Annotated in this window: 12 protein-coding genes; 4 read left to right on the top strand and 8 right to left on the bottom strand. The window is 31.0% G+C overall.

The features are described from left to right. Positions 1–704: 704 nt before the first annotated feature. The 3 genes from rpoC to FYJ26_RS07855 form a co-directional block, all read right to left on the bottom strand. Positions 705–4,268 (bottom strand): DNA-directed RNA polymerase subunit beta', encoded by a 3,564-nt coding sequence (gene rpoC, locus FYJ26_RS07845; protein ID WP_154541279.1) that lies wholly within the window; start codon positions 4,266–4,268, stop codon positions 705–707. Between the two features lie 10 nt (positions 4,269–4,278). Further along, positions 4,279–8,004, bottom strand: coding sequence for a DNA-directed RNA polymerase subunit beta (gene rpoB / locus FYJ26_RS07850; RefSeq protein WP_176269685.1), 3,726 nt, complete (start codon positions 8,002–8,004; stop codon positions 4,279–4,281). Positions 8,005–8,269: 265 nt separating this feature from the next. After that, on the bottom strand, positions 8,270–8,782 hold the full coding sequence (locus tag FYJ26_RS07855) for a nitroreductase family protein (RefSeq protein ID WP_154541281.1): 513 nt from the start codon (positions 8,780–8,782) through the stop codon (positions 8,270–8,272). Between the two features lie 108 nt (positions 8,783–8,890). On the opposite strand from FYJ26_RS07855, the gene FYJ26_RS07860 reads away from it, so the two are divergent. Both FYJ26_RS07860 and FYJ26_RS07865 read left to right on the top strand, forming a co-directional pair. Further along, positions 8,891–9,466, top strand: coding sequence for a hypothetical protein (locus FYJ26_RS07860; RefSeq protein ID WP_154541283.1), 576 nt, complete (start codon positions 8,891–8,893; stop codon positions 9,464–9,466). A 297-nt stretch (positions 9,467–9,763) separates the two neighbouring features. Continuing rightward, entirely contained in the window at positions 9,764–11,680 is a 1,917-nt protein-coding gene (locus tag FYJ26_RS07865; protein WP_154541285.1) for a fructose-1,6-bisphosphatase, read from the top strand. A 358-nt stretch (positions 11,681–12,038) separates the two neighbouring features. Here FYJ26_RS07865 and FYJ26_RS07870 read toward each other — a convergent pair whose 3' ends face one another. Continuing rightward, positions 12,039–13,280: an ATP-binding protein gene (locus FYJ26_RS07870; RefSeq protein WP_154541287.1), complete on the bottom strand. Its 1,242-nt coding sequence runs from the start codon at positions 13,278–13,280 to the stop codon at positions 12,039–12,041. Between the two features lie 132 nt (positions 13,281–13,412). Between FYJ26_RS07870 and FYJ26_RS07875 the strand changes: the two genes are divergently transcribed. Further along, positions 13,413–14,210, top strand: coding sequence for a histidinol-phosphatase HisJ family protein (locus tag FYJ26_RS07875; protein WP_154541289.1), 798 nt, complete (start codon positions 13,413–13,415; stop codon positions 14,208–14,210). A 130-nt stretch (positions 14,211–14,340) separates the two neighbouring features. Here FYJ26_RS07875 and hydE read toward each other — a convergent pair whose 3' ends face one another. Next, positions 14,341–15,402 carry a [FeFe] hydrogenase H-cluster radical SAM maturase HydE gene (gene hydE, locus FYJ26_RS07880; protein WP_154541291.1) on the bottom strand — a complete coding sequence of 354 codons (1,062 nt, stop codon included), beginning with the start codon at positions 15,400–15,402 and terminating at the stop codon, positions 14,341–14,343. A gap of 240 nt (positions 15,403–15,642) precedes the next feature. Here hydE and apf point away from each other — a divergent pair, with 240 nt between their 5' ends. Then, entirely contained in the window at positions 15,643–16,488 is an 846-nt protein-coding gene (gene apf, locus FYJ26_RS07885; RefSeq protein WP_154541293.1) for an aggregation-promoting factor, read from the top strand. 66 nt (positions 16,489–16,554) lie between these two features. Here the strand turns inward: apf and FYJ26_RS07890 are convergent, their stop codons facing one another. From FYJ26_RS07890 to FYJ26_RS07900, 3 genes are all read right to left on the bottom strand, one after another. After that, complete coding sequence (locus FYJ26_RS07890; protein ID WP_154541295.1) at positions 16,555–18,183, bottom strand: ABC transporter permease; 1,629 nt, start codon at positions 18,181–18,183, stop codon at positions 16,555–16,557. Beyond that, positions 18,173–18,898 carry an ABC transporter ATP-binding protein gene (locus FYJ26_RS07895; RefSeq protein ID WP_154541297.1) on the bottom strand — a complete coding sequence of 242 codons (726 nt, stop codon included), beginning with the start codon at positions 18,896–18,898 and terminating at the stop codon, positions 18,173–18,175. Before FYJ26_RS07895 ends, FYJ26_RS07890 begins: the two co-directional genes overlap by 11 nt. A gap of 252 nt (positions 18,899–19,150) precedes the next feature. Continuing rightward, positions 19,151–20,839 carry a Na/Pi cotransporter family protein gene (locus FYJ26_RS07900; protein ID WP_154541299.1) on the bottom strand — a complete coding sequence of 563 codons (1,689 nt, stop codon included), beginning with the start codon at positions 20,837–20,839 and terminating at the stop codon, positions 19,151–19,153. Positions 20,840–20,894: the final 55 nt, after the last annotated feature.

The raw sequence follows: 20,894 nt of genomic DNA on the forward strand, positions 1-20,894 counted from the left end.
CCACAGGACCAAGAATCAGGAGACCATAATCCAGATGCTGATAGTGTAGAAAATGTACTATATTTAGATCCATGCACTAGGGCTGTTCTGTAACCATCTTCATGTATATTGCTAGAAATACAGTACTTTCCTCCCTTATTTATATAATATACAGGTGCATAAGATGTAACTTGTTTATTTCCAGCTAAGGCCCTTGCTTTTAAAGTATCCCCACTTATATTATTTACATAAAAGTATATAGGAGATGCATCTTGTTTTTCCCTAGAAGGAGTATAAAGATTAAAATTTTTCCTTCCAAAATTAAAAGATCAAGATGTGTCGCCAGTATTTTCTGCCAAAGAAGTCCCCATCATAAGAAACAAAAACGTTATCATAAAAATCGAAAATAAATTTTTAATTTTTTTCATAAGATTTTCTCCTTTAATCTATTTCTTATATTAGTCAGTTCATGTATGAATCCTTTCTTAGATTAAAGATATCATAATTTATTTTTCGTGTCAATTAAATGTATTTATTTAATGTATTAATTAAATATATACTATATATTGATATATGCACATATATATTTTATACTCATTATTTCTCCTTTATTCTTTTAAATTTTTATTTAACAATCAATAGCAAGTATTTTATTATTTAGGTCTAAAGAATACAAAATAAAAATACTATGGAGCAAATTACTAGTCCATAGTATTTTTTCTTAATTATTGATTTTGTTCAGTTTCAGCCTCTGCTTTTTTTACTTCTTCTATATTCAAAGCTATTTGAGCATCTTCTAAATCCTTATTTTCATAGTCTATATCAAAGTCATTGTAAACTTTCATACCTGTACCTGCTGGTATCAACTTTCCTATGATTATATTTTCTTTTAGTCCCTTCAAGTCATCAACCTTGCCCTTGATTGAAGCATCTGTAAGAACTCTTGTTGTTTCTTGGAAGGATGCTGCTGATAACCATGATTCTGTTGCAAGTGATGCTTTGGTTATTCCTAGAAGCTCTTGGCTGTATTCAGCTTTTTTCTTGCCTTCTTTTTCCATCTCTTCATTTACAATACGAACATCTCTTATCTCTTGTAATGAACCTGGCAAGAAGTCTGTATCTCCTGCTTCTTCTATTTTTACTTTTTTAAGCATTTGCTTAGTTATTACTTCTATATGTCTATCATCAATTTCTACACCTTGAAGCCTATATACTTTTTGTACTTCTTTAGTGATGTAGTCTTGAACACCGATTTTGCCTAATACTTTTAGTACATCATGTGGATCAAGAGAACCTTCTGTAAGTTGTTGTCCCTTTTCTACAACGTCTCCTTCTCCAACTAGAAGTCTTGCACCATATGGTATATTGTATTTTTTAGAATAACCATCTTCTGAAAGTATTTCTACATCTGTTTTCTTTTCGTTTTTAATAAGTGATACTGTACCTGAGTTTTCAGCTATGAATGCAAGTCCCTTTGGTTTTCTTGCTTCAAATAACTCTTCAACTCTTGGAAGACCTTGAGTAATTCCAACACCTGCTATACCTCCAGAGTGGAATGTTCTCATTGTAAGTTGTGTACCAGGCTCACCAATTGATTGGGCAGCTATAATTCCTACAGCTTCACCTATATTCACTTTCTTACCTGTTGCTAGATTTCTACCATAGCATTTTTCACATACTCCATGTTTTGACTTACATTCTAGTACTGAACGTAATTTAACTTCTTTGATACCTTCAGCTACAATTTTTTCTGCTCTTTCTTCATCAATAATTTGATTTTTAGCTACAATTGTTTCGCCTTCGCTATCTTTTATCTCCTCAAAAGATGTACGTCCTACTATTCTTGTATATAGGTTTTCTATAAGCTCATTACCATCTTTAAACTCATGAGCCACTACATATCCATCTGTACCACAGTCTTCTTCTGTAACTATAACATCTTGAGATATGTCTACCATTCTTCTGGTTAAGTAACCTGAGTCTGCAGTTCTTAAGGCTGTATCTGTAAGTCCCTTACGTGAACCATGGGTTGAGATAAAGTACTCTTGTACTGAAAGACCTTCCCTAAAGTTAGCCTTTATAGGAATTTCTATAATCTTACCATCAGCCCTTGACATAAGACCACGCATACCGCCTAACTGTCTGATTTGGTTTGTAGAACCACGGGCACCAGAGTCAGCAAATATCTTAATGTTGTTATCAGATTTAAGTTCATCTAGAAGGGCAGCTGTAACGTCATCTGTTGCCTCTCTCCATATGTCTATAACTTTTTCGTATCTTTCATTGTCTGTTATAAAACCACGTCTATAAAGTTTTTCATACTTATCAACTTCTTGATCAGCCTTTGATACTATATCCCATTTTTGATGAGGAATTGTAACGTCTGACATTGAAACTGTAAGTCCTGATAGGGTTGAATACTTATACCCTGTAGACTTAATGTAGTCAAGAACTGATGCAGTCTTTATATTTCCATGCTTTCTAAAGCAACGATCTACTATATCTTTTAACACACCTGATGAGGTAACTTGATCAATTTCAAGAGAATAAGGATCTTCTTTTCTATTTACATAACCTAAATCTTGTGGAATTCCTTCATTATAGATAAATCTACCTACTGATGAATTTACAATCTTTCCTGGGTCATTTTTATCTTTTTTTATCCTAACTCCAACTTTTGTTTGTAGGGTTACATTGTGGTTAAGTAAGGCTTTTTTCATCTCTGAAATGTCTGCAAAGGTCATTCCCTCTCCCTTTGCGCCTTCCTTTATTGTTGTTAGGTAATACGCTCCAAGTACCATATCTTGGGATGGTGTTGTAATCGCCTTACCATCTTTAAGACCTAGGATATTATTTGTAGACATCATTAAAAGTCTTGCTTCTATTTGTGCCTCATTTGATAAAGGTAAATGAATAGCCATTTGGTCACCGTCAAAGTCCGCATTAAAAGCAGGACAAGCAAGTGGATGAAGCTTAATTGCCTTACCTTCTACAAGTACTGGTTCAAATGCTTGGATACCAAGCCTGTGGAGTGTAGGGGCACGATTTAGAAGTACTGGATGATCTTTTATAACTTCTTCTAAGATTTCATAAACTCTTGGATCCTTCTTCTCCACCATTTTCTTTGCAGATTTAAGATTGTGAGCCATTTCATTTTCTACAACCTTATTCATAATAAATGGCTTAAATAATTCAAGAGCCATCTCTTGAGGTAGGCCACATTGGTTAAATTTAAGATTTGGTCCTACTACTATTACAGATCTACCTGAATAGTCAACCCTTTTACCAAGAAGATTTTGTCTAAATCTACCACTTTTACCCTTAAGTAAATCAGATAGAGACTTCATATTTCTATTTGAAGCTCCTGTTACAGCACGACCTCTTCTACCATTGTCTATTAGAGCATCAACTGCTTCTTGAAGCATTCTCTTTTCATTTCTTACAATTATTTCTGGAGCTCCAATATCAAGTAGTCTTTTTAGACGATTATTTCTATTTATAACTCTTCTGTAAAGGTCATTTAAGTCACTTGTTGCAAATCTTCCACCTTCAAGTTGGACCATTGGTCTTAGCTCTGGTGGCATGACTGGAAGCACATCAAGAATCATCCATTCTGGTTTGTTACCACTTGTTAGAAAGGCATCTACCACTTCAAGTCTTCTTGATATTCTTATTTTCTTTTGTCCCTTAGCATCTTCAAGTTCTTTCAATAAGGAATCATATTCTTTTTTAAGATCCATCTTAGCTAGAAGTTTCTTAACAGCATCTGCTCCCATTTCAGCTTGAAATTCTGTATCATCTGGATAATTATCAAGAGCTTCTGAGTATTCAGCTTCTGATAATTCTTGTTTTTCATAATATTCAGTTTCACCAGGATTGATTACTACATATGATGCAAAGTAAAGAATCTTTTCTAGAACTCTTGGGCTCATATCAAGTAAAAGACCCATTTTTGAAGGTATTCCCTTGAAAAACCAAATATGGCTTACTGGGGCAGCAAGTTCTATATGTCCCATTCTTTCACGTCTTACCTTAGATTTTGTTACTTCAACGCCACATTTTTCACAAACAACGCCCTTGTATCTTATTCTCTTGTACTTACCACAAGAGCATTCATAGTCTTTTGTAGGTCCAAAAATCTTCTCGCAGAACAGGCCATCTTTTTCAGGTTTTAGTGTTCTATAATTGATAGTTTCTGGCTTTTTAACCTCACCATGAGACCATGATCTAATTTTTTCAGGAGATGCTATTTTCATCCTCATAGCACCAAATTCTTGTAATTCTGACAAAAAACCCCCCTTACTCTGTTAAACCTTGACTTGTAGAATCTTTGGCATCTTTAGTCTCAGTTTCTGAAACTTCCTCATCATTTTCAGATTTTGCCTTTGAAGCAAGTCCTGCAAGTTTTTTAGATTGATTTCTAATCTTTGCAGCATCAATCTTTTCCACTTGTGAGAACTTATCTTGCTCATCTATATTTTCTTTAATTTCTATTACTTCTCCATTTTCATCTAAAAGCTCAACATCCAAAGCTAGAGATTGGAGTTCTTTTACAAGCACCTTAAATGATTCAGGTGTACCTGGTTCTGGAACATTTTCTCCTTTGACAATTGCTTCATATGTCTTAACTCTTCCTGTAACATCATCTGATTTTACTGTAAGAATTTCTTGGAGGGTATGACTTGCTCCGTATGCCTCTAAAGCCCATACTTCCATCTCTCCAAATCTTTGTCCACCAAATTGTGCCTTACCACCTAGAGGTTGTTGGGTTACTAGTGAATATGGTCCTATACTTCTTGCGTGGATTTTTTCTTCTACCATGTGGTGAAGTTTAAGCATATACATAACTCCAACTGTTACTGGATTTTCAAATTCTTCACCTGTTCTTCCATCACGAAGTCTAATTTTCCCTGTTTTGTTTACATATGGAGCAATCTTTTGTGCTTCTTCTAATACTTCCTCTATTTCTGTATCCATAGCTCCATCGAATACAGGAGTTGCTATCTTCCATCCCATAGTTCTTGCAGCAAGACCCATATGAACTTCCAAAACTTGTCCTATATTCATACGTGATGGGATACCTAGTGGATTTAAGCAGATTTGGATAGGCGTACCATCTGGTAAGAAAGGCATATCTTCTCTTGGCATAATCCTTGAAACAACACCCTTGTTACCGTGTCTACCACACATCTTATCACCAACCATAATCTTTCTTTTGGTTGCTACATAAACTCTTATTACCTTATTTACTCCTGGTGAAAGTTCATCTCCATCTTTTTTGTTGTATTCTTTTACATCAACTACAATACCATTTTCTCCATGAGGGACTATTAGTGAAGTATCACGAACTTCACGAGCTTTCTCTCCAAAGATTGCTCTTAAAAGTCTTTCTTCAGGTGAAAGTTCTGTCTCTCCTTTTGGAGATACCTTACCTACAAGTATATCTCCACTTTTAACTTCGGCACCTATCCTAATAACCCCATTTTCATCAAGGTTTTTCTTCATGTCATCACCAACATTTGGAATGTCTTTTGTGATCTCTTCAGCGCCAAGTTTTGTCTCACGGGCTTCACATTCATGCTCTTCTATGTGAACTGATGTTAGGACATCATCCATTACTAGCTCTTCATTTAAAAGCATAGCATCCTCGTAGTTATATCCTTCCCATGTTGTAAAAGCTATAAGAATATTCTTACCTAAGGCAAGCTCACCATTTTCTGTAGATGGTCCATCAGCAAGGATTTCATTTTCTTCTACATGTTCTCCAAGTTTAACTATTGGCCTTTGGTTAATAGTTGTACCTTGGTTAGCACGTCTAAATTTAAGAAGTCTATAATAATCTATTTCTCCATCAGAGTCTCTTTTAACCCTGATTTTTTCATCTCCAACATATACTACTTCACCAGCATTTTTACTTACTACACAAACGCCTGAGTCTTTTGCAGCCCTATGTTCTATACCTGTTGCAACTATTGGTGCTTGTGTCTTTATTAAAGGAACTGCTTGTCTTTGCATGTTAGCACCCATTAGAGCACGAGTAGAGTCATCATTTTCCAAAAATGGTATTAAACTTGCTCCTACTGATACAATCTGTTGTGGAGAAACATCCATATATTCTATTGTTTCTCTTGGATAAATATCATTCTCACCATTTATACCACGACCTGATACACGATCGTTAATGAATCTTCCCTCATCATCTAGTGGCTCATTAGCTTGAGCTATGATGTAATTATCTTCAACATCAGCTGTTAGGTAATCTATTTGATCTGTTACATAACCATCTTTTCCGACTTTTCTATAAGGAGTTTCTATAAAACCATATTTGTTAATTCTTGCATAAGTTGTAAGGGAAGTTATAAGTCCTATATTTGGTCCTTCTGGAGTTTCTATTGGACATATTCTTCCATAGTGGGAATCATGTACATCTCTTACTTCAACTCCTGCCCTATCTCTTGAAAGTCCACCTGGTCCTAAAGCTGAAAGTCTTCTTTTATGTGTAAGCTCACTCATTGGATTTGTTTGATCCATAAATTGTGAAAGCTGACTTGAACCAAAGAATTCCTTTATAACTGCTGTTACAGGTTTAATATTTATAAGTCCTTGTGGTGTTGCAAGATCTGGATCTTGAGTTGTCATTCTTTCTCTAACAACTCTTTCCATACGTGCAAGACCTATTCTAAATTGATTTTGTAAAAGCTCACCTACTCCTCTTACTCTTCTATTGCCTAGATGGTCTATATCATCAACATTACCAATACCTTCAAATAGGTTAAATTGATAATTTACAGCAGCAAGAATATCACTTTTAACTATATTTTTAGGACATAATTCTTTCTTTCTCTTTTCAATTTCATTTAAGATGTCTTTTTTATCTTCGTTATTATCTAAAATTTCTCTCATTACTGGATAATAAACTTTTTCTGATAATTCTACATTAGATAGGTCAACATCTTTTAATTCTTCAAATGAATCAAGATAAACAAAATGGTTTCCACAAATCCTTAGCTCTTTATCTTCACCATTTTCTTGTTTGACAATGATATCAACAACATTTATACCACTTGCCTCAATATCTAAAGCAGTTTGTCTATTAATTCTTTCTCCTGCCTTAACAAAAAGTTCACCTGTTTCATCATCTATAACGTCACTTGCAGCTACTTGGTCTATTAGCCTTTCATTTAGTGCAAGCTTCTTGTTGTATTTGTACCTACCTACTTTAGCAAGATCATATCTTCTATCATCAAATAAAAGATTATTTATTAAATTTTGAGCAGACTCAAGACTAGCAGGATCCCCTGGCTTTAATTTTTTATAAATTTCAATTAAGGCTTCCTCACTTGACTCTGAATTTTCTTTTTCGAGCGTATTTCTTAAGTGTTCTGTATCTCCCAAGGCTTCTATTATTTCTTCATCTGTATCAAATAATAGCGCACGAACAAGAGTTGTTGCTGGGAGTTTTCTTGTACGATCTAATCTAACATTTACAGTGTGGGATGCGTCTGTATCAAACTCAATCCATGCTCCCCTATTAGGAATAACTGTTGAAGAGTACATATTGTTTCCTGATTTATCAAGCTCTGATGCATAATATACTCCAGGAGACCTAACAAGCTGACTTACTATAACTCTTTCTGCACCATTTATTACAAAAGTAGCTGAGTCTGTCATCATAGGGAAATCCCCCATAAATACTTCTTGTTCCTTAACTTCTTCGGTTTCCTTATTGATAAGCCTAGCTCTTACCTTAAGGTCTCTAGAATAAGTTGTATCCTTATATTTTGACTCTTCAACTGTATACTTTGTCTCATCGTCAAAATCATATCCAACAAATTCAAGTATTAAATTGCCATTATAATCTTCGATTGGGGAAATATCTTCTAAAATTTCTCCTAAGCCCTCTTCAATAAACCACTTATAAGAGTCCTTTTGGACCTTTAATAAGTTTGGCAAATCAAGAACTTGAGGAAATTTAGAAAAGCTAACACGTTCAGTTTTACCAAATAACTCTTTATGATATTGCACTATAAATTACTCCTTCATAATACTCTTAAGCCGACTGCTTAACTAGACTTTTTTATGTAAATTTAAAGCTTTGCAAAAAGAAAAAAGCCCTCCTTACATAAATAAAAAAATCTCGCTAAATTAGAATTCTAGCAATTGCTTATTATATCACTCCATGCTAGCACATGTCAAATAATCCAGGAGATTTTCTTAAACTTATAAAACCTTTTTTAATAATTTTTTATATTATATTGTATTTTAGAGCGTTGTCAAACAAATTTCTAAACTAATCTATATAATTTACGTCTATATGATGTTTCTTTCCCTTTATTTCTTCATTAGTTTTTCCGAGAATAAGACCATGGACAGGATAAAAATCCTCTTTTACTCCTAATTTTTCAATAAATCTTGCCTTCTTATCAAATTTTTCAAACATTCCTCTTATATAGCATGAGCCTATATCAAGATCAGTTGCCTTAAGACTCATATTCTCTATTATACATGCTGTATCTTCAAGCCTAGTTTCATGACCTTTTTTGGCTGATACAATTATAAGATATGGTGCAGAATAAATAGGATTTGCCTTATAATTATTAGCTACTTCCCTAGCTTCTTCTAAAATCTCACCTATGTATTCTTTATTTGTAATTACTGTAATAGCCATATTTGCATAAAGTCCCTTACCAACTGGTGCCTTAGTTCCCGCATTTACAATGGCCTCTAAATCTTTTCTGTCAATTATTTCATCAGTAAATAGTCTAGTTGAACATCTCTTATCTATTACTTTATCAAAATCCATAAAAACTCCTTTCTTTATATTATATAATTATACGATAAAATAACTCAAATAAAAATAAAGATTAAGTACATGCTTTTTGTGGTATAATTAATGCAAAAGGAGGTAAGGATGAAAAAACTAAGTAATATTTTATTGAGGATATCTGGATTTTACTATTTATTGATTAGTATAGGTCTAATACTTTCTACTCTTTTTTCATTATTTGTTGATAGAAAGTACATATTTTCCATATTTGATTTATTAGGATTTTCAAATATTTCTCTAAGCCTTATAAAACCCATCTTTTTTATATTGCTATTTTGCTTATTTATCCTAATAAGTCTTTTAACAAATAGGATATTTTCTTCAATAAAAGATAAGAAACATTTCCCATCTAATATGTTTGCTGGATTCTTCCTCTTATTTACCAGTGTTATTGGACATGTATTTTTTAGAGATAGGATATTCATAATCTCTTATATTTTCAATATCTTCCTTATTATAGGATCTATGCTTGGACTTCATGAAAAAAGTATTGAATATTATGAAAATGAAGGTGATTTATACAATTCTAAGATTGACAATGAAGATAAAGAAAATATAGATAATAAAGAAGTAGAAATTATTAATAATAACACAATTAAAAAAGATTCAGAAGAAAAAAATGAAGAAGTAACAACATCAAAAAACACAAGAAATATTTAAAGATGAAAGCGAAATATTTTAGTATATAAAATTAAAAAAGCACTTAAGTTTTTAATATATAGTTGTTAACTAAAAGATGTCAAATTAACAAAAAAGGAAGCAAGAGGGGGCTGTTGCAGAATGAATTAATCGTTATTCCATCATTACAAGCTCCTCCACGACAATTTGGCCTTCATGAGCTGGTAGGCTATTCTCAAATTGTCTATGAGTAATTTGTAATGATGGAATGATAGAAATTCATGGTTTTGCAACAGTCCCTTTTTTGAATAGTAAAAAATATTAAGGAAAGGTATTCATATGAATGAAAAGTATTTAAATCTACTTAAAGAAAGTTACCCAACAAAAACCCACTTAGTCGATGAAATTATAGGTCTTAAGGCAAAACTTTACCTACCAAAGGGAACTGAGTATTTTTTCTCGGATCTTCATGGCGAGGCCAAGGCCTTTATTCACCTTCTAAGATCTGCTGCTGGAAATATAAGAGATAAGACTAGCCAATACTTTGGAGATACCCTAGTAAAAAAGGACCAAGATGATCTTGCAAACCTTATCTATAATCCAGAAAGAGAACTTGTTAGACTTAAAGAAGAAAATTTGATAGATGATGATTGGTACACAATTAATATTCATAGGTTAGTTAATCTTTTTAGGTTTGTATCAACAAAGTATCCAAAAGATACAGTTAAAAATAAGTTTCCTACAAATTATAAGGAAATTATAGATGAACTTTTATATACTAATGATTCTGAATTTAATAAGAAATTATACTATGAAAAAATAATTGAAAATATAATAAAATATAAGGCTGCTGATGATTTTATAATAGTATTATCATCACTAATCCAAAGAGTTTCTGTAGATAGCCTTCATATAGTTGGAGATATTTACGACAGGGGGCCTGAACCTAATATTATTATGGATGAACTTTTAACTTTTCCTAATGTAGACATACAATGGGGAAACCATGATATAGCTTGGATGGGAGCATGTTCTGGAAACAAGGCCTTGGTAGCAGCATGTCTTTGCAATGCAATCTCATATAATAACTTTGATTTTGTTGAAGAAGGTTATGGAATAAATCTCAGACCACTTTATGAGTTTTCTATGAAAACTTATAGAGATGACCCATGTGAGAGATTTATGCCAAGAATATTTGAAGAAAATATCTATGATAAAGTAAATAAGGATGTAGCAGCCAAGATGTATAAGGCTATGAGTGTCATAAGATTTAAGCTTGATGGTAAACTTTTAGAAAGAAATCCTGAATTTCATATGGATGATAGAAATTTCTTAAAACACATTGATTTCACTAAAATGACCTACAAGGGTGTAGAACTTTTAGATAAAAACTTTCCTACTATAGATAAAAAAGATCCTCTCAAGCTCAGCTTAGAAGAAAAATTCATAATAGACATATTGCAAAAAGAGTTCTCCAAAAATATCCTCCTAAATGAACACATTAAGTTTATGTATAACAATGGTTCTATGTATAAAATATCTAACGGCTCTCTTCTTTTCCATGGTTGCATACCTTTAAATCCTGACGGTTCTTTCCAAGAAATAAAAATCAAAGGAAAAGCCTATAAGGGAAAAGAGTTGATGGATTTATTTGATAAGCTTGCAAGAGATGCCTATTTCTTACCAGAATCTGAAGAAAAACAATATGCAAAAGACATAGTTTGGTATCTAGTATGTGGCAAAAAATCCCCTTTATTTGGTAAAAGTCAATATTCTTACTTTGAAAATCTTTTAGTTGATGATAAAGAACTTAAAAAAGAAGAGATGAATCCATATTATGATTTAAATAAAAAAGAAGATATTTGTAATATGATTCTTGATGAATTTAATTTAAAAGACCAAAGAAGAAGAATTATAAATGGTCACGTTCCAGTAAAAGTAAAGGAAGGCAAAAAACCTGTAAGAGCAAATGGTAAGCTTTATGTAATAGATGGTGGCATATCAAAGCCTTACCAAAAAAAGACAGGCATAGCTGGCTATACTCTAATGTATAACTCTCACCACATAGCACTTGCAGAACATGTATCTTATAAAAATATAAGGGATAATATGGGCTCCTATACCCCAAAAATTTATGAAACTGAAAAATTAATTCCTAGAATGCTTATAAAAGATACAGATGAAGGTGAAAAAATCAGAGAAAGAATTCTAGTTCTTGAAGAACTTCTAGAAATATTTGATAGAACAAAAATTTAGGCAAATAAATTATTATAAATATCTCAAATCTCCTTTTTAGAATAAAACTAAAAGGGAGATTTTTATAAATATACCTATCTTATTAAGCTTAAGTAACAAACACCCTTATGATGTTTTCCAATAATATTGATAGTAAAATTTTCATTAAATCTTATTATAATAAAGTTAAGTTTTTTGAAATAGGATTATTATGAGGCTAGTTTCTAAACAAACTCAAGCTTTTTATCATAGATTTAAAAAATAAATTAATAAAAAACTGTTGTTAGAAAAATTCTTTCAACAGTTTTTTTATAAAAGATTATTATATTGCTAGAATTAAATTAAGACTTATGCTTAAATAATTAAAGAAAAATTCAAATCATTTCTTTTTCTTTAAATATAAGTATCCACCTGCTGCAAGAACTAAAACTCCAGCCACTTTAGCAATTGATCCAATTCCTGTCCTTACAAAAGAACGACTTTTCTTCACAACTGGATTTTTGGATCTAGATACTGTAACTCTTTTAGGTGTTTCTTGTTCTAAGTAACCAGGTTTTTCATTTACTGCATCTTTTATTCTTTTTTCAAGATCCTTTAATTTTTCACTATCAAATTGATCATCATCAACTACAGAATTAAGTTCTTTAGAAAGTTTTGCTTTCTTTTCTTCATCTTTTATCTTGTCTTGATTTTCATTAAAATACTTAATAAGGGCATTAAGTTCATCAATAAATATTTTACCATCAAGATTATTGACAAGCTCATTATACTTATCTATAATTTTTCCAAAATCCTCTTCCTTACCTTCTTTTAAAGCTATTTGGCTATTTTTTAATTCATTAAAAGCCTTCTCCAATTTATCTTTGGCTTCTTTACTTGATTTTTTATAAACTATATCTTTTTTTACTTCTTCGTGATTTTTGATAGCATCTTCAATTTCTTTTGCTAATTTTTCTTTTTCTTCTTTTGCCTTTTTCCTTACTTTTTCATTAAAATCATCTACTTTTTTATTAATAGATTTTATAGCTTCATTAACTGAATCAAGATTAGAATCTTCATTATCTAAAACTTTTTTCTCATCAGCTAAATCAAGATTTTTATTTTTTTCAATTCCTTCTTTTAAGATATTTCTATCAAGAGCAAGTTCTTTATTGTAGGCATTTATTTTATCTTTTAAAATATTCAAATTATTATAATTTTGATTATATTCTTGTACAGAATCATAAGATTCTTTTATTTCATTAAAATTATTTTTTAGCTTATCTGATAAATTCCCCTTTATCATTGTCTTTATTTCTTTATAAAGTTTCTTATATTCAGCTAACTTTATTTCTGAAATTTTTTCACTAATCTTATTATAAGATTCTTGAGTAAAGTTTTCTTCATTTAAATTTCCTATTAAATCATCAAAATCTTTTTTGACTTTTTCATTTAAGTTTTTATATATCTCACTTTTTTTAAAGTCTTCAATTTCGCTTATAATAGAATCATAAGTATTTTCTTCGCTTGTTGTCATATCTCCGGCAAAAGCTATATTTTTATAATTTTTTTCAATTGGATTAATAGGGCTTGTTAACATTAGAAGGCCAAGTCCTAAGCCTAGAATGTTTTTTTTCTTCATTACTATCTCCTGTTTAACTTTATTATCCTTATTATAACAAATTTCAAAGTATTTTTGTAATTATATTTACGGACTTTATATAATATTTAAAACTAGTATGATATTATTATATAAAATAAGGAAAGGAATAATATGCAAGACTTACATATGCACTGCAAGTTTTCTTTCGATTCACATACTAATCCAGAAGAAAATATAAAATCATGTATTAATAATAATATTAAGATTATGGCTTTCACAGACCATATAGATAAATATTGCCAAAAAAACGCCGATGATATGACCTTTGACCTTGATGATTATTTTTCTACCATTAATCATTTAAGGGAAAAATACAAAAAAGACATAAAAATACTAACCGGTGTTGAGATAGGTATAGCCTATGAAAATAAAGATATTATCAATAAAATAATAAAGGATAATCCTTTTGATTTTATAATAGGCTCGATTCATGCAGTTGAGTTTGTGGATGTATGGGGACAAAGAAAGATTATAGAAAAAGATCCTATTAATTCTTTTAGAAAATACTACTCTTATATGATTGATAGTGTAAAAGCTATTAAAGACTTTTCAGTTTTAGGTCACATAGACTACATAGATAGGTATATAAATGATAAGTCTTTAATACCAAAATATGAATTATATGAAGATTTAATTGAAAAACTACTAAAAGAATTAATAGATACAAATAGGGGTATTGAAGTAAATACTGCGGGTTTTAGAAATAATCTTCCGCATGCCAATCCAAAGGATAATATCCTAAAAAAGTATAAGCTTATGGGAGGAGATATTATAACACTAGGATCAGACTCCCATACTCCTGATACATGCGGATATATGATAGACGAAACTATAAAACACCTAAAAGACTTGGGATTTGGCCATATTTCATACTTTGAAAATAAAATGGAAAAACAAATAAAGATTTAAAAAGAGGCACTTGCAAATAACAATTATATCTTGCATCATTATAAGTTACCCAAAGACAATTTTGTGAACAAGCTTTCCAGCTCATCAAGGTCAAATTATCTTAGAGAAACTTGTAATGATTTAGTAAAGATTAATTTAATTTGCATAAGCCTCTTTTTTCTACATAAAATCTTTTAGTTTTTGAAACATCTCCTCTAGCTGTAACTATATTATAGCCTGCTTTTTTAACTCTTAACTCTAGACATGACCTACATTCAGCAGCCTCATCCCCAGTACAAATCTTATTATCATATAGAGAATAAAGTTCTCTATATGAAGTAGGTGAAAGATTTGGCATAAGGACATTTGCACCTGCCCTAAGTCCTTCTTCCCTACCAAAAGGATTAATAGTCCCTAGAGCAGTAGTAGCTGGTATTAAGCAATATGGAAACATAAGCCTAAGTATTGAAACAAGCCTTAATGTCTTTTTATATGACCCATTTTCCATATCCTTAAATGGGGTATCATGTTGAGAAATATAAGGACCTATGCCCACCATATCTGGCTCAAGTTCTTGTAAAAATCTTAAATCTTTAACAAGATCTTCATCTTCTTGGTAAGGTGAACCTACCATAAATCCTCCACCAACTTGAAATCCTATTTCCTTTAAGTCAAATAAACACTGTCTCCTATTTTCAAAGGACATCTCACTAGGATGGATTTTATAATAATGCTGTCTATTTGAAGTTTCTTCCCTTAATAGATACCTATCAGCTCCTGCATTATAAAAGGCTCTATAAGAATTTTTACTTCTTTCTCCAAGAGAAAGGGTTATAGCACAATCTGAATGTATTTTTTTAATCTCTTCAACTATCCTACATATATCATCATCCTTATAAGCCATATCCTCCCCGCCTTGAAGGACAAAAGTTCTATAACCTAATTTGTAACCTATTTTAGCACACATTATAAGCTCATCAAAATCAAGCCTATATCTTTCTATATTTTTATTTGAACGTCTTATTCCACAATAGTAGCAATCATTTTTACAATAATTAGAAAATTCAATAAGACCTCTTACATAAACATCACTTCCATAAATTGCTTTTCTAACCTTATCAGCTCTTTTGGCAAGTTCTTCATTATATTTATCATCTGAAATCAACTCAACAAGAGTAGAATCAGTAAATTCTTCTGCTTTTATAAAGTTCATTTAGACCTTCCTTCTAACTTAATTATCTAATATTATAACAAATAAGATAAAAAAATGATAATTTTTCTAAATTTTATATATTTCCACATATTTTCTACACAATCTTGATATATTATATGCCTTGTAAATGATAAGTTGTAATTATTTTGTAACTAATGTTACAAAAAAATAAATTTAATCAAAAATAACTAGAAAATAGTTACAAATAAATTAAAAACAATATTAAGGAGAGTAATCATTATGACAAAAATAAAAAAATATGGACTAGTAGCTGCTTTAGTTCTACCGACAATCTTCACAGCAACAAATAAGGCAGAAGCTTCAAAGGCTGTTAAAAATTCCGATAAGGCAGCTGCAGTAAATGTAAGAAGTGAAGCTAAGGAAGCTAATAACGTTATAGGACTTATAGATAATGATAAAGCTTATGAAGTTATTGATAATCAAAATGGTTGGTTAAAAATCAAATATGATGATAAAGAAGCTTATGTAGGAAGCTACTGGTTTAACGTAGTTGAAGAAGCAAAGGTAATAAACCCAGCTAACTTCAGAAAAGATGATCACTTAGAATCAGAAGTATATCAAGTACTAAAAAAAGATGACGTAGTAGAAGTTATCTCATATGCAAACAATGGATTTGTTAAAGTAGTGTTTGAAGGAAAAGAAGGATACATACATGAATCACTTTTAGATCTTCCAGAAAGTTTTGCAAATGCCAATAAGCCACAAGTGGTTGTAGCTAATAATAATTATACACAAGAAACTTCTTATCAAGCACCAGCTCAAAATTATCAATCTTCAAACCAAACTCACTATGAAGCCCCAGCACAAACTCACTATGAAGCTCCTGCTCAAAACTACCAAGGATCAAGCTCATCAGCTAAAGAAATCATAGCTCAGAGAGAATCAGGTGGATCATACAATGCTAGAAACGGACAATATATAGGAAGATACCAACTTTCATCTTCATACTTAAATGGAGACTATTCAGCAGCTAACCAAGAAAGAGTAGCAGACCAATATGTAGCTCAAAGATACGGTTCTTGGGATAATGCTCTAGCATTCTGGAATAACAATGGTTGGTACTAAAATTAAATAGATTTGAATTTCAAAAAGACTGCCCATATCATGATTTGGCAGTCTTTTTTCATCTATTTATACATCATAAAATCCATTTCTATATGACCTTATACAAGCCATATAAAGAAACTTAATAACTAAAATTATAAGAATAAATATAAATAAAAATGCAACATAGATATTAGTTAAATTATATATTAAAAAACTAAATACACCTACTATTAAAAGTATAATACCACTTGCAAGATAATATCCTATATTTGCTGATGAACCCCTAGTCAAATCTTTCTCTCTTTCCCAGTGGATATTAACAGACTTAGAGTCCATCAAAATTCCCTGCATTGATGAAAGAAGACTTGCTAAAGTAAATCCTATAAATAAGGATAAACTTGCCAAAAAATCTACTTTAGTAAGCAAAGATAAAATAATACATAAACCTATGTTTAAAATGGTATTTAATAAATTTATAGAAATAAGCCTTCCTAGAACATTATCCCTTGGGGCAATCGGATAAGTTAATGTTTGATAAAGCCCCTCTCCTTCCCTTGATAAAGACGAATTTATAGCTACATCATTAGCCGATATAAAATATCTAAAGACAAATCCGCCAATAATAAAGATTAAATATAAATCCTTATTCGAAAAATCAAGTGTTTTTATCATATCTAGAAATCCACTTGCTCCAAATCCCCAAAATATAGTAAAAATTATCATAGAAGATAAAACAGGATAAACATATACTGGAGTGCTTATTAGAGATTTGAAATCTTTTCTACATATTGCTATAATTTTCGAATTTTGTGAACTTTTAACCAAGCCTTGCTTTTTATGTCTTTTCTTCTGTCTCAATTCAGAAAATGAATCTAAGTATATTTTTGAGGAAATCTTTTCACTTATAAAAATCAAAATAGCAAAATAAAGGTATAAAACTAGGCTATAGCCTATAAAGCTTATAAAAGAAGCGTTTAAACTTTTTGCATATATCCTTGTATGGATAAATAAATATGAAAGAATGCTATCAGATGATATAAAAATTTTTCCTATTTTTGAAAATGCATCTCCACTATTTGACCTGAAAGCGTAAAAATAGACAAAACCTATAAGTAATAAACTTATACCATAGCCTATGAATTTGAATATATTAGAATAAGACCTTATATTTGAAAATCTCATTATAATCATGATAATAAGGGACATAAGTAGAATTGGTATAACAATCATAGGAAGAAAATTTATTACATATCCTATAAGTCTTATGGCTTTAAATCCGTCTATATAGAAATAAACTATACCCATTAATATATAAAATAAGAAAACTTCAAAACTTGATAAAATTTTAGCAAAAAATTTAGATAGGTAAATCTCACTCTCCTTAATAGGCATAGTTCTTAGTATAGTAATCTCCTTACTCCTACTATAGTCAGTAATCAGGTCATTTATACTTAAAATAAGGGCAAAGAAACTTATTACAAGAGATGATGACATAAAATATGAAAACTCATCTCCATTTTTAAGGTAAACGAAGGCTAAAAACATAAAGATAGAAAACCCTACCCCTAGATAAAAACCGTAAATTACTAATATCAAGAGTATTCTTAACACATAGTCATTAGGATATCCGTAGACCTTGGTATTTGGTAGGTATTTGAGATTTTCTTCTCTGAAATTTTTAATAAATAATTGTCTAAATCTTTTATTTAACATCTGTAAGCTCCAAAAACATCTCTTCAAGGGACTTATCTTCAGAAAGATTCTCTTTAATGTCATCTAGGCTTCCCATTGCCACAATTTTTCCTTCTGATATTATTGCAATCCTGTCACAAATATTTTCAGCAACCTCCATCATATGGGTTGAAAAGAAAACCATCTTGCCCCTATCTGCCCTATCCCTCATAATCTTTTTAAGATTAAATGATGATTTAGGATCAAGTCCTACCATTGGTTCATCCAATATTAAAAGATCTGGATTATGGATTAGACTTGCTATTATGGCAAGTCTTTGCTTCATTCCATGGGAGTAAGATGAAATATCATCTACCATAGACTCTCTTATATTAAAATAATCAAGATATTTGTTGAGTCTTCTGTCCCTATCTTCTTTACTTACGCCATATATATCTGCAACAAAGTTTATGTATGAAATTCCATTATATTTTTCAAATAGCAAAGGATTGTCAGCAAGATATGAGAATTTAGACTTATATAATAAAGGATTATCTTCAATCATAATATTATCTATAGTAATATCACCACTACTCTTTTTTATAAGCCCTACTATGGCTTTTATTGTAGTTGACTTTCCTGCACCATTTGGTCCTAAAAATCCAAAAATTTCCCCATTTTTTACAGTAAATGAAATATTATCTACAGCAAGCTTTCCATTTTTATATTTTTTGGTAAAATTCTTAACTTCTAACATGAAAACTCCTTTTTATATACTAAAAAACACCCTAAATAAAGCTAATAAAACTGCTATTTTAATATTTTTACCATAGATAGATAAAATTATTATTTAAAATTCCCCTTATTATTTCTCTATCAATACTACTTTCTCGTATATTTATCTTTTATTTTTATACCCAATATATTATAATTAAATGCAATAGATTGTAAAATAATAAATTTGATTTATAAAATTAAAAGCTTTCGCAAATATACGAAAGCTTTAATCTTATTCTTCATGCAATTTTACTATTTGTTTTTCATACTCACTATGAACCTTTACAGGATCTACTGTTAAACGGGCAATATTAAAAGCATGATCTCCAATTCTTTCAATAGTTGAAGCTATATCGACAAATACAGAGCTTGCAACTGTAGTTAGATTCTCACCATTTCTAAGTCTTTTATAATGTGATTTCCTTAAGTTTTGCTCAAGAAGATCAAGGTTAGCTTCATCCTCTTTTAGTTTTTCATAAAGTGCTGAATCTTCCGACTCAAATACTTCTATTGAATTAACATAGTTGTTTATAACCAAGTCATATATCTTATTTAAATCCTCTAAAGCTTCCTCATTATATTTTTCATTGGCCTCATTTATTTCGTCAAAATACTCTCCCAAATTTTGAGCAAGATCTGAGACTCTTTCCACATTTATTTGTACTTGTAAGTAGTTATGTATTTCACCTTCAAGCTCACTTACTAAATTCGACTTAGATATATCAAGTATATATTTTTGAATCTTAGTATCCATCTCATTTACTAAGGCTTCTGCTTGATTTGCAGTGGAAAGGTCATTTTTATCTCCACTATTTAGATATTTACGAGTAGCCTTAATAGTTTCAAGAGCTATCTTACTTTCCTTAATAATAGCAGACTTGGCCTGGTCTAAGGCTGCAGCTGGAAAGGTATTAATTAAACTTTCTTCAAGTTCAATATCCTTAACATCAGAAAAGATTGAATCCTTACCAGGTATAATTTTATGAAGTACCCTTGATACTTGCCTAATAATTGGTAAGAATAAAATCATACCAACAAAGTTAAAGCTAAAATGTGCCACTGCTATAGTCATCATTGGATTAAGCGAAAACTTATCAGATACAAAAGTTACAAATCCTTGGTAAGGCACCAACAATATTAAAAATATGATTGATACCAACACATTGAAAAGTACATGAAACAAACTTGTTCTTTTAGCAGATAAAGAACCACCCAAAGAAGCAAGAACTCCTGTTATACAAGTACCAATATTGGCACCAAATAAAAACCCAAGCGATAAGCTAAGCCCTATTGCCCCAGATGCATAAAGAGATTGGACAATACCAATAAAGGCTGATGATGATTGGATAAGTGCTGTCAGTAAAGCACCTACTATAACCGCTATAAGTGGATTTCTTCCTAAAGATGTAACTATATCTTCAAAGCCAGGGATGTTCTTAAGTTCTGCTAGGCTATCTCCCATCATCTTTAGACCTATAAATAAAAGTCCAAAACCAACAAGAATTTCTCCAATATATTTTCCCTTCCTTTTTTTAGAAAATAAAAACACGATTACACCTATAAGGCATATAAAATAGGATAAGTAGTCTAGGTTAAAACCAATCAAAATGGCAGTCACAGTTGTACCTATGTTGGCACCCAAAATGACACCAATAGCTTGCTCAAGACTCATTACACCTGCCCTAACAAAGCTTATGGCGATAACTGTAGTTGCTGATGAAGATTGAATTAAACCAGTAATAAGTACTCCCACCAATACTCCTTTGATTGGATTAGATGTGTACTTTTCTACATATCCCCTCAATTTTGGTCCAGCAAAATTAGTAAGGGCATCTCCCATAAGGTTGATACCAAATAAAAATATTGCAAGCCCTCCTGCAATCAGATTCCATTGCAAAGACGATAATGTCGATAATTGCATAATTCCTCCATTTAATAATATTCAATTTACAAGATTTTAACAAAAATCTCACCTT

The organism is Anaerococcus porci, assembly GCF_009696575.1.
Taxonomy (GTDB): domain Bacteria; phylum Bacillota; class Clostridia; order Tissierellales; family Peptoniphilaceae; genus Anaerococcus; species Anaerococcus porci.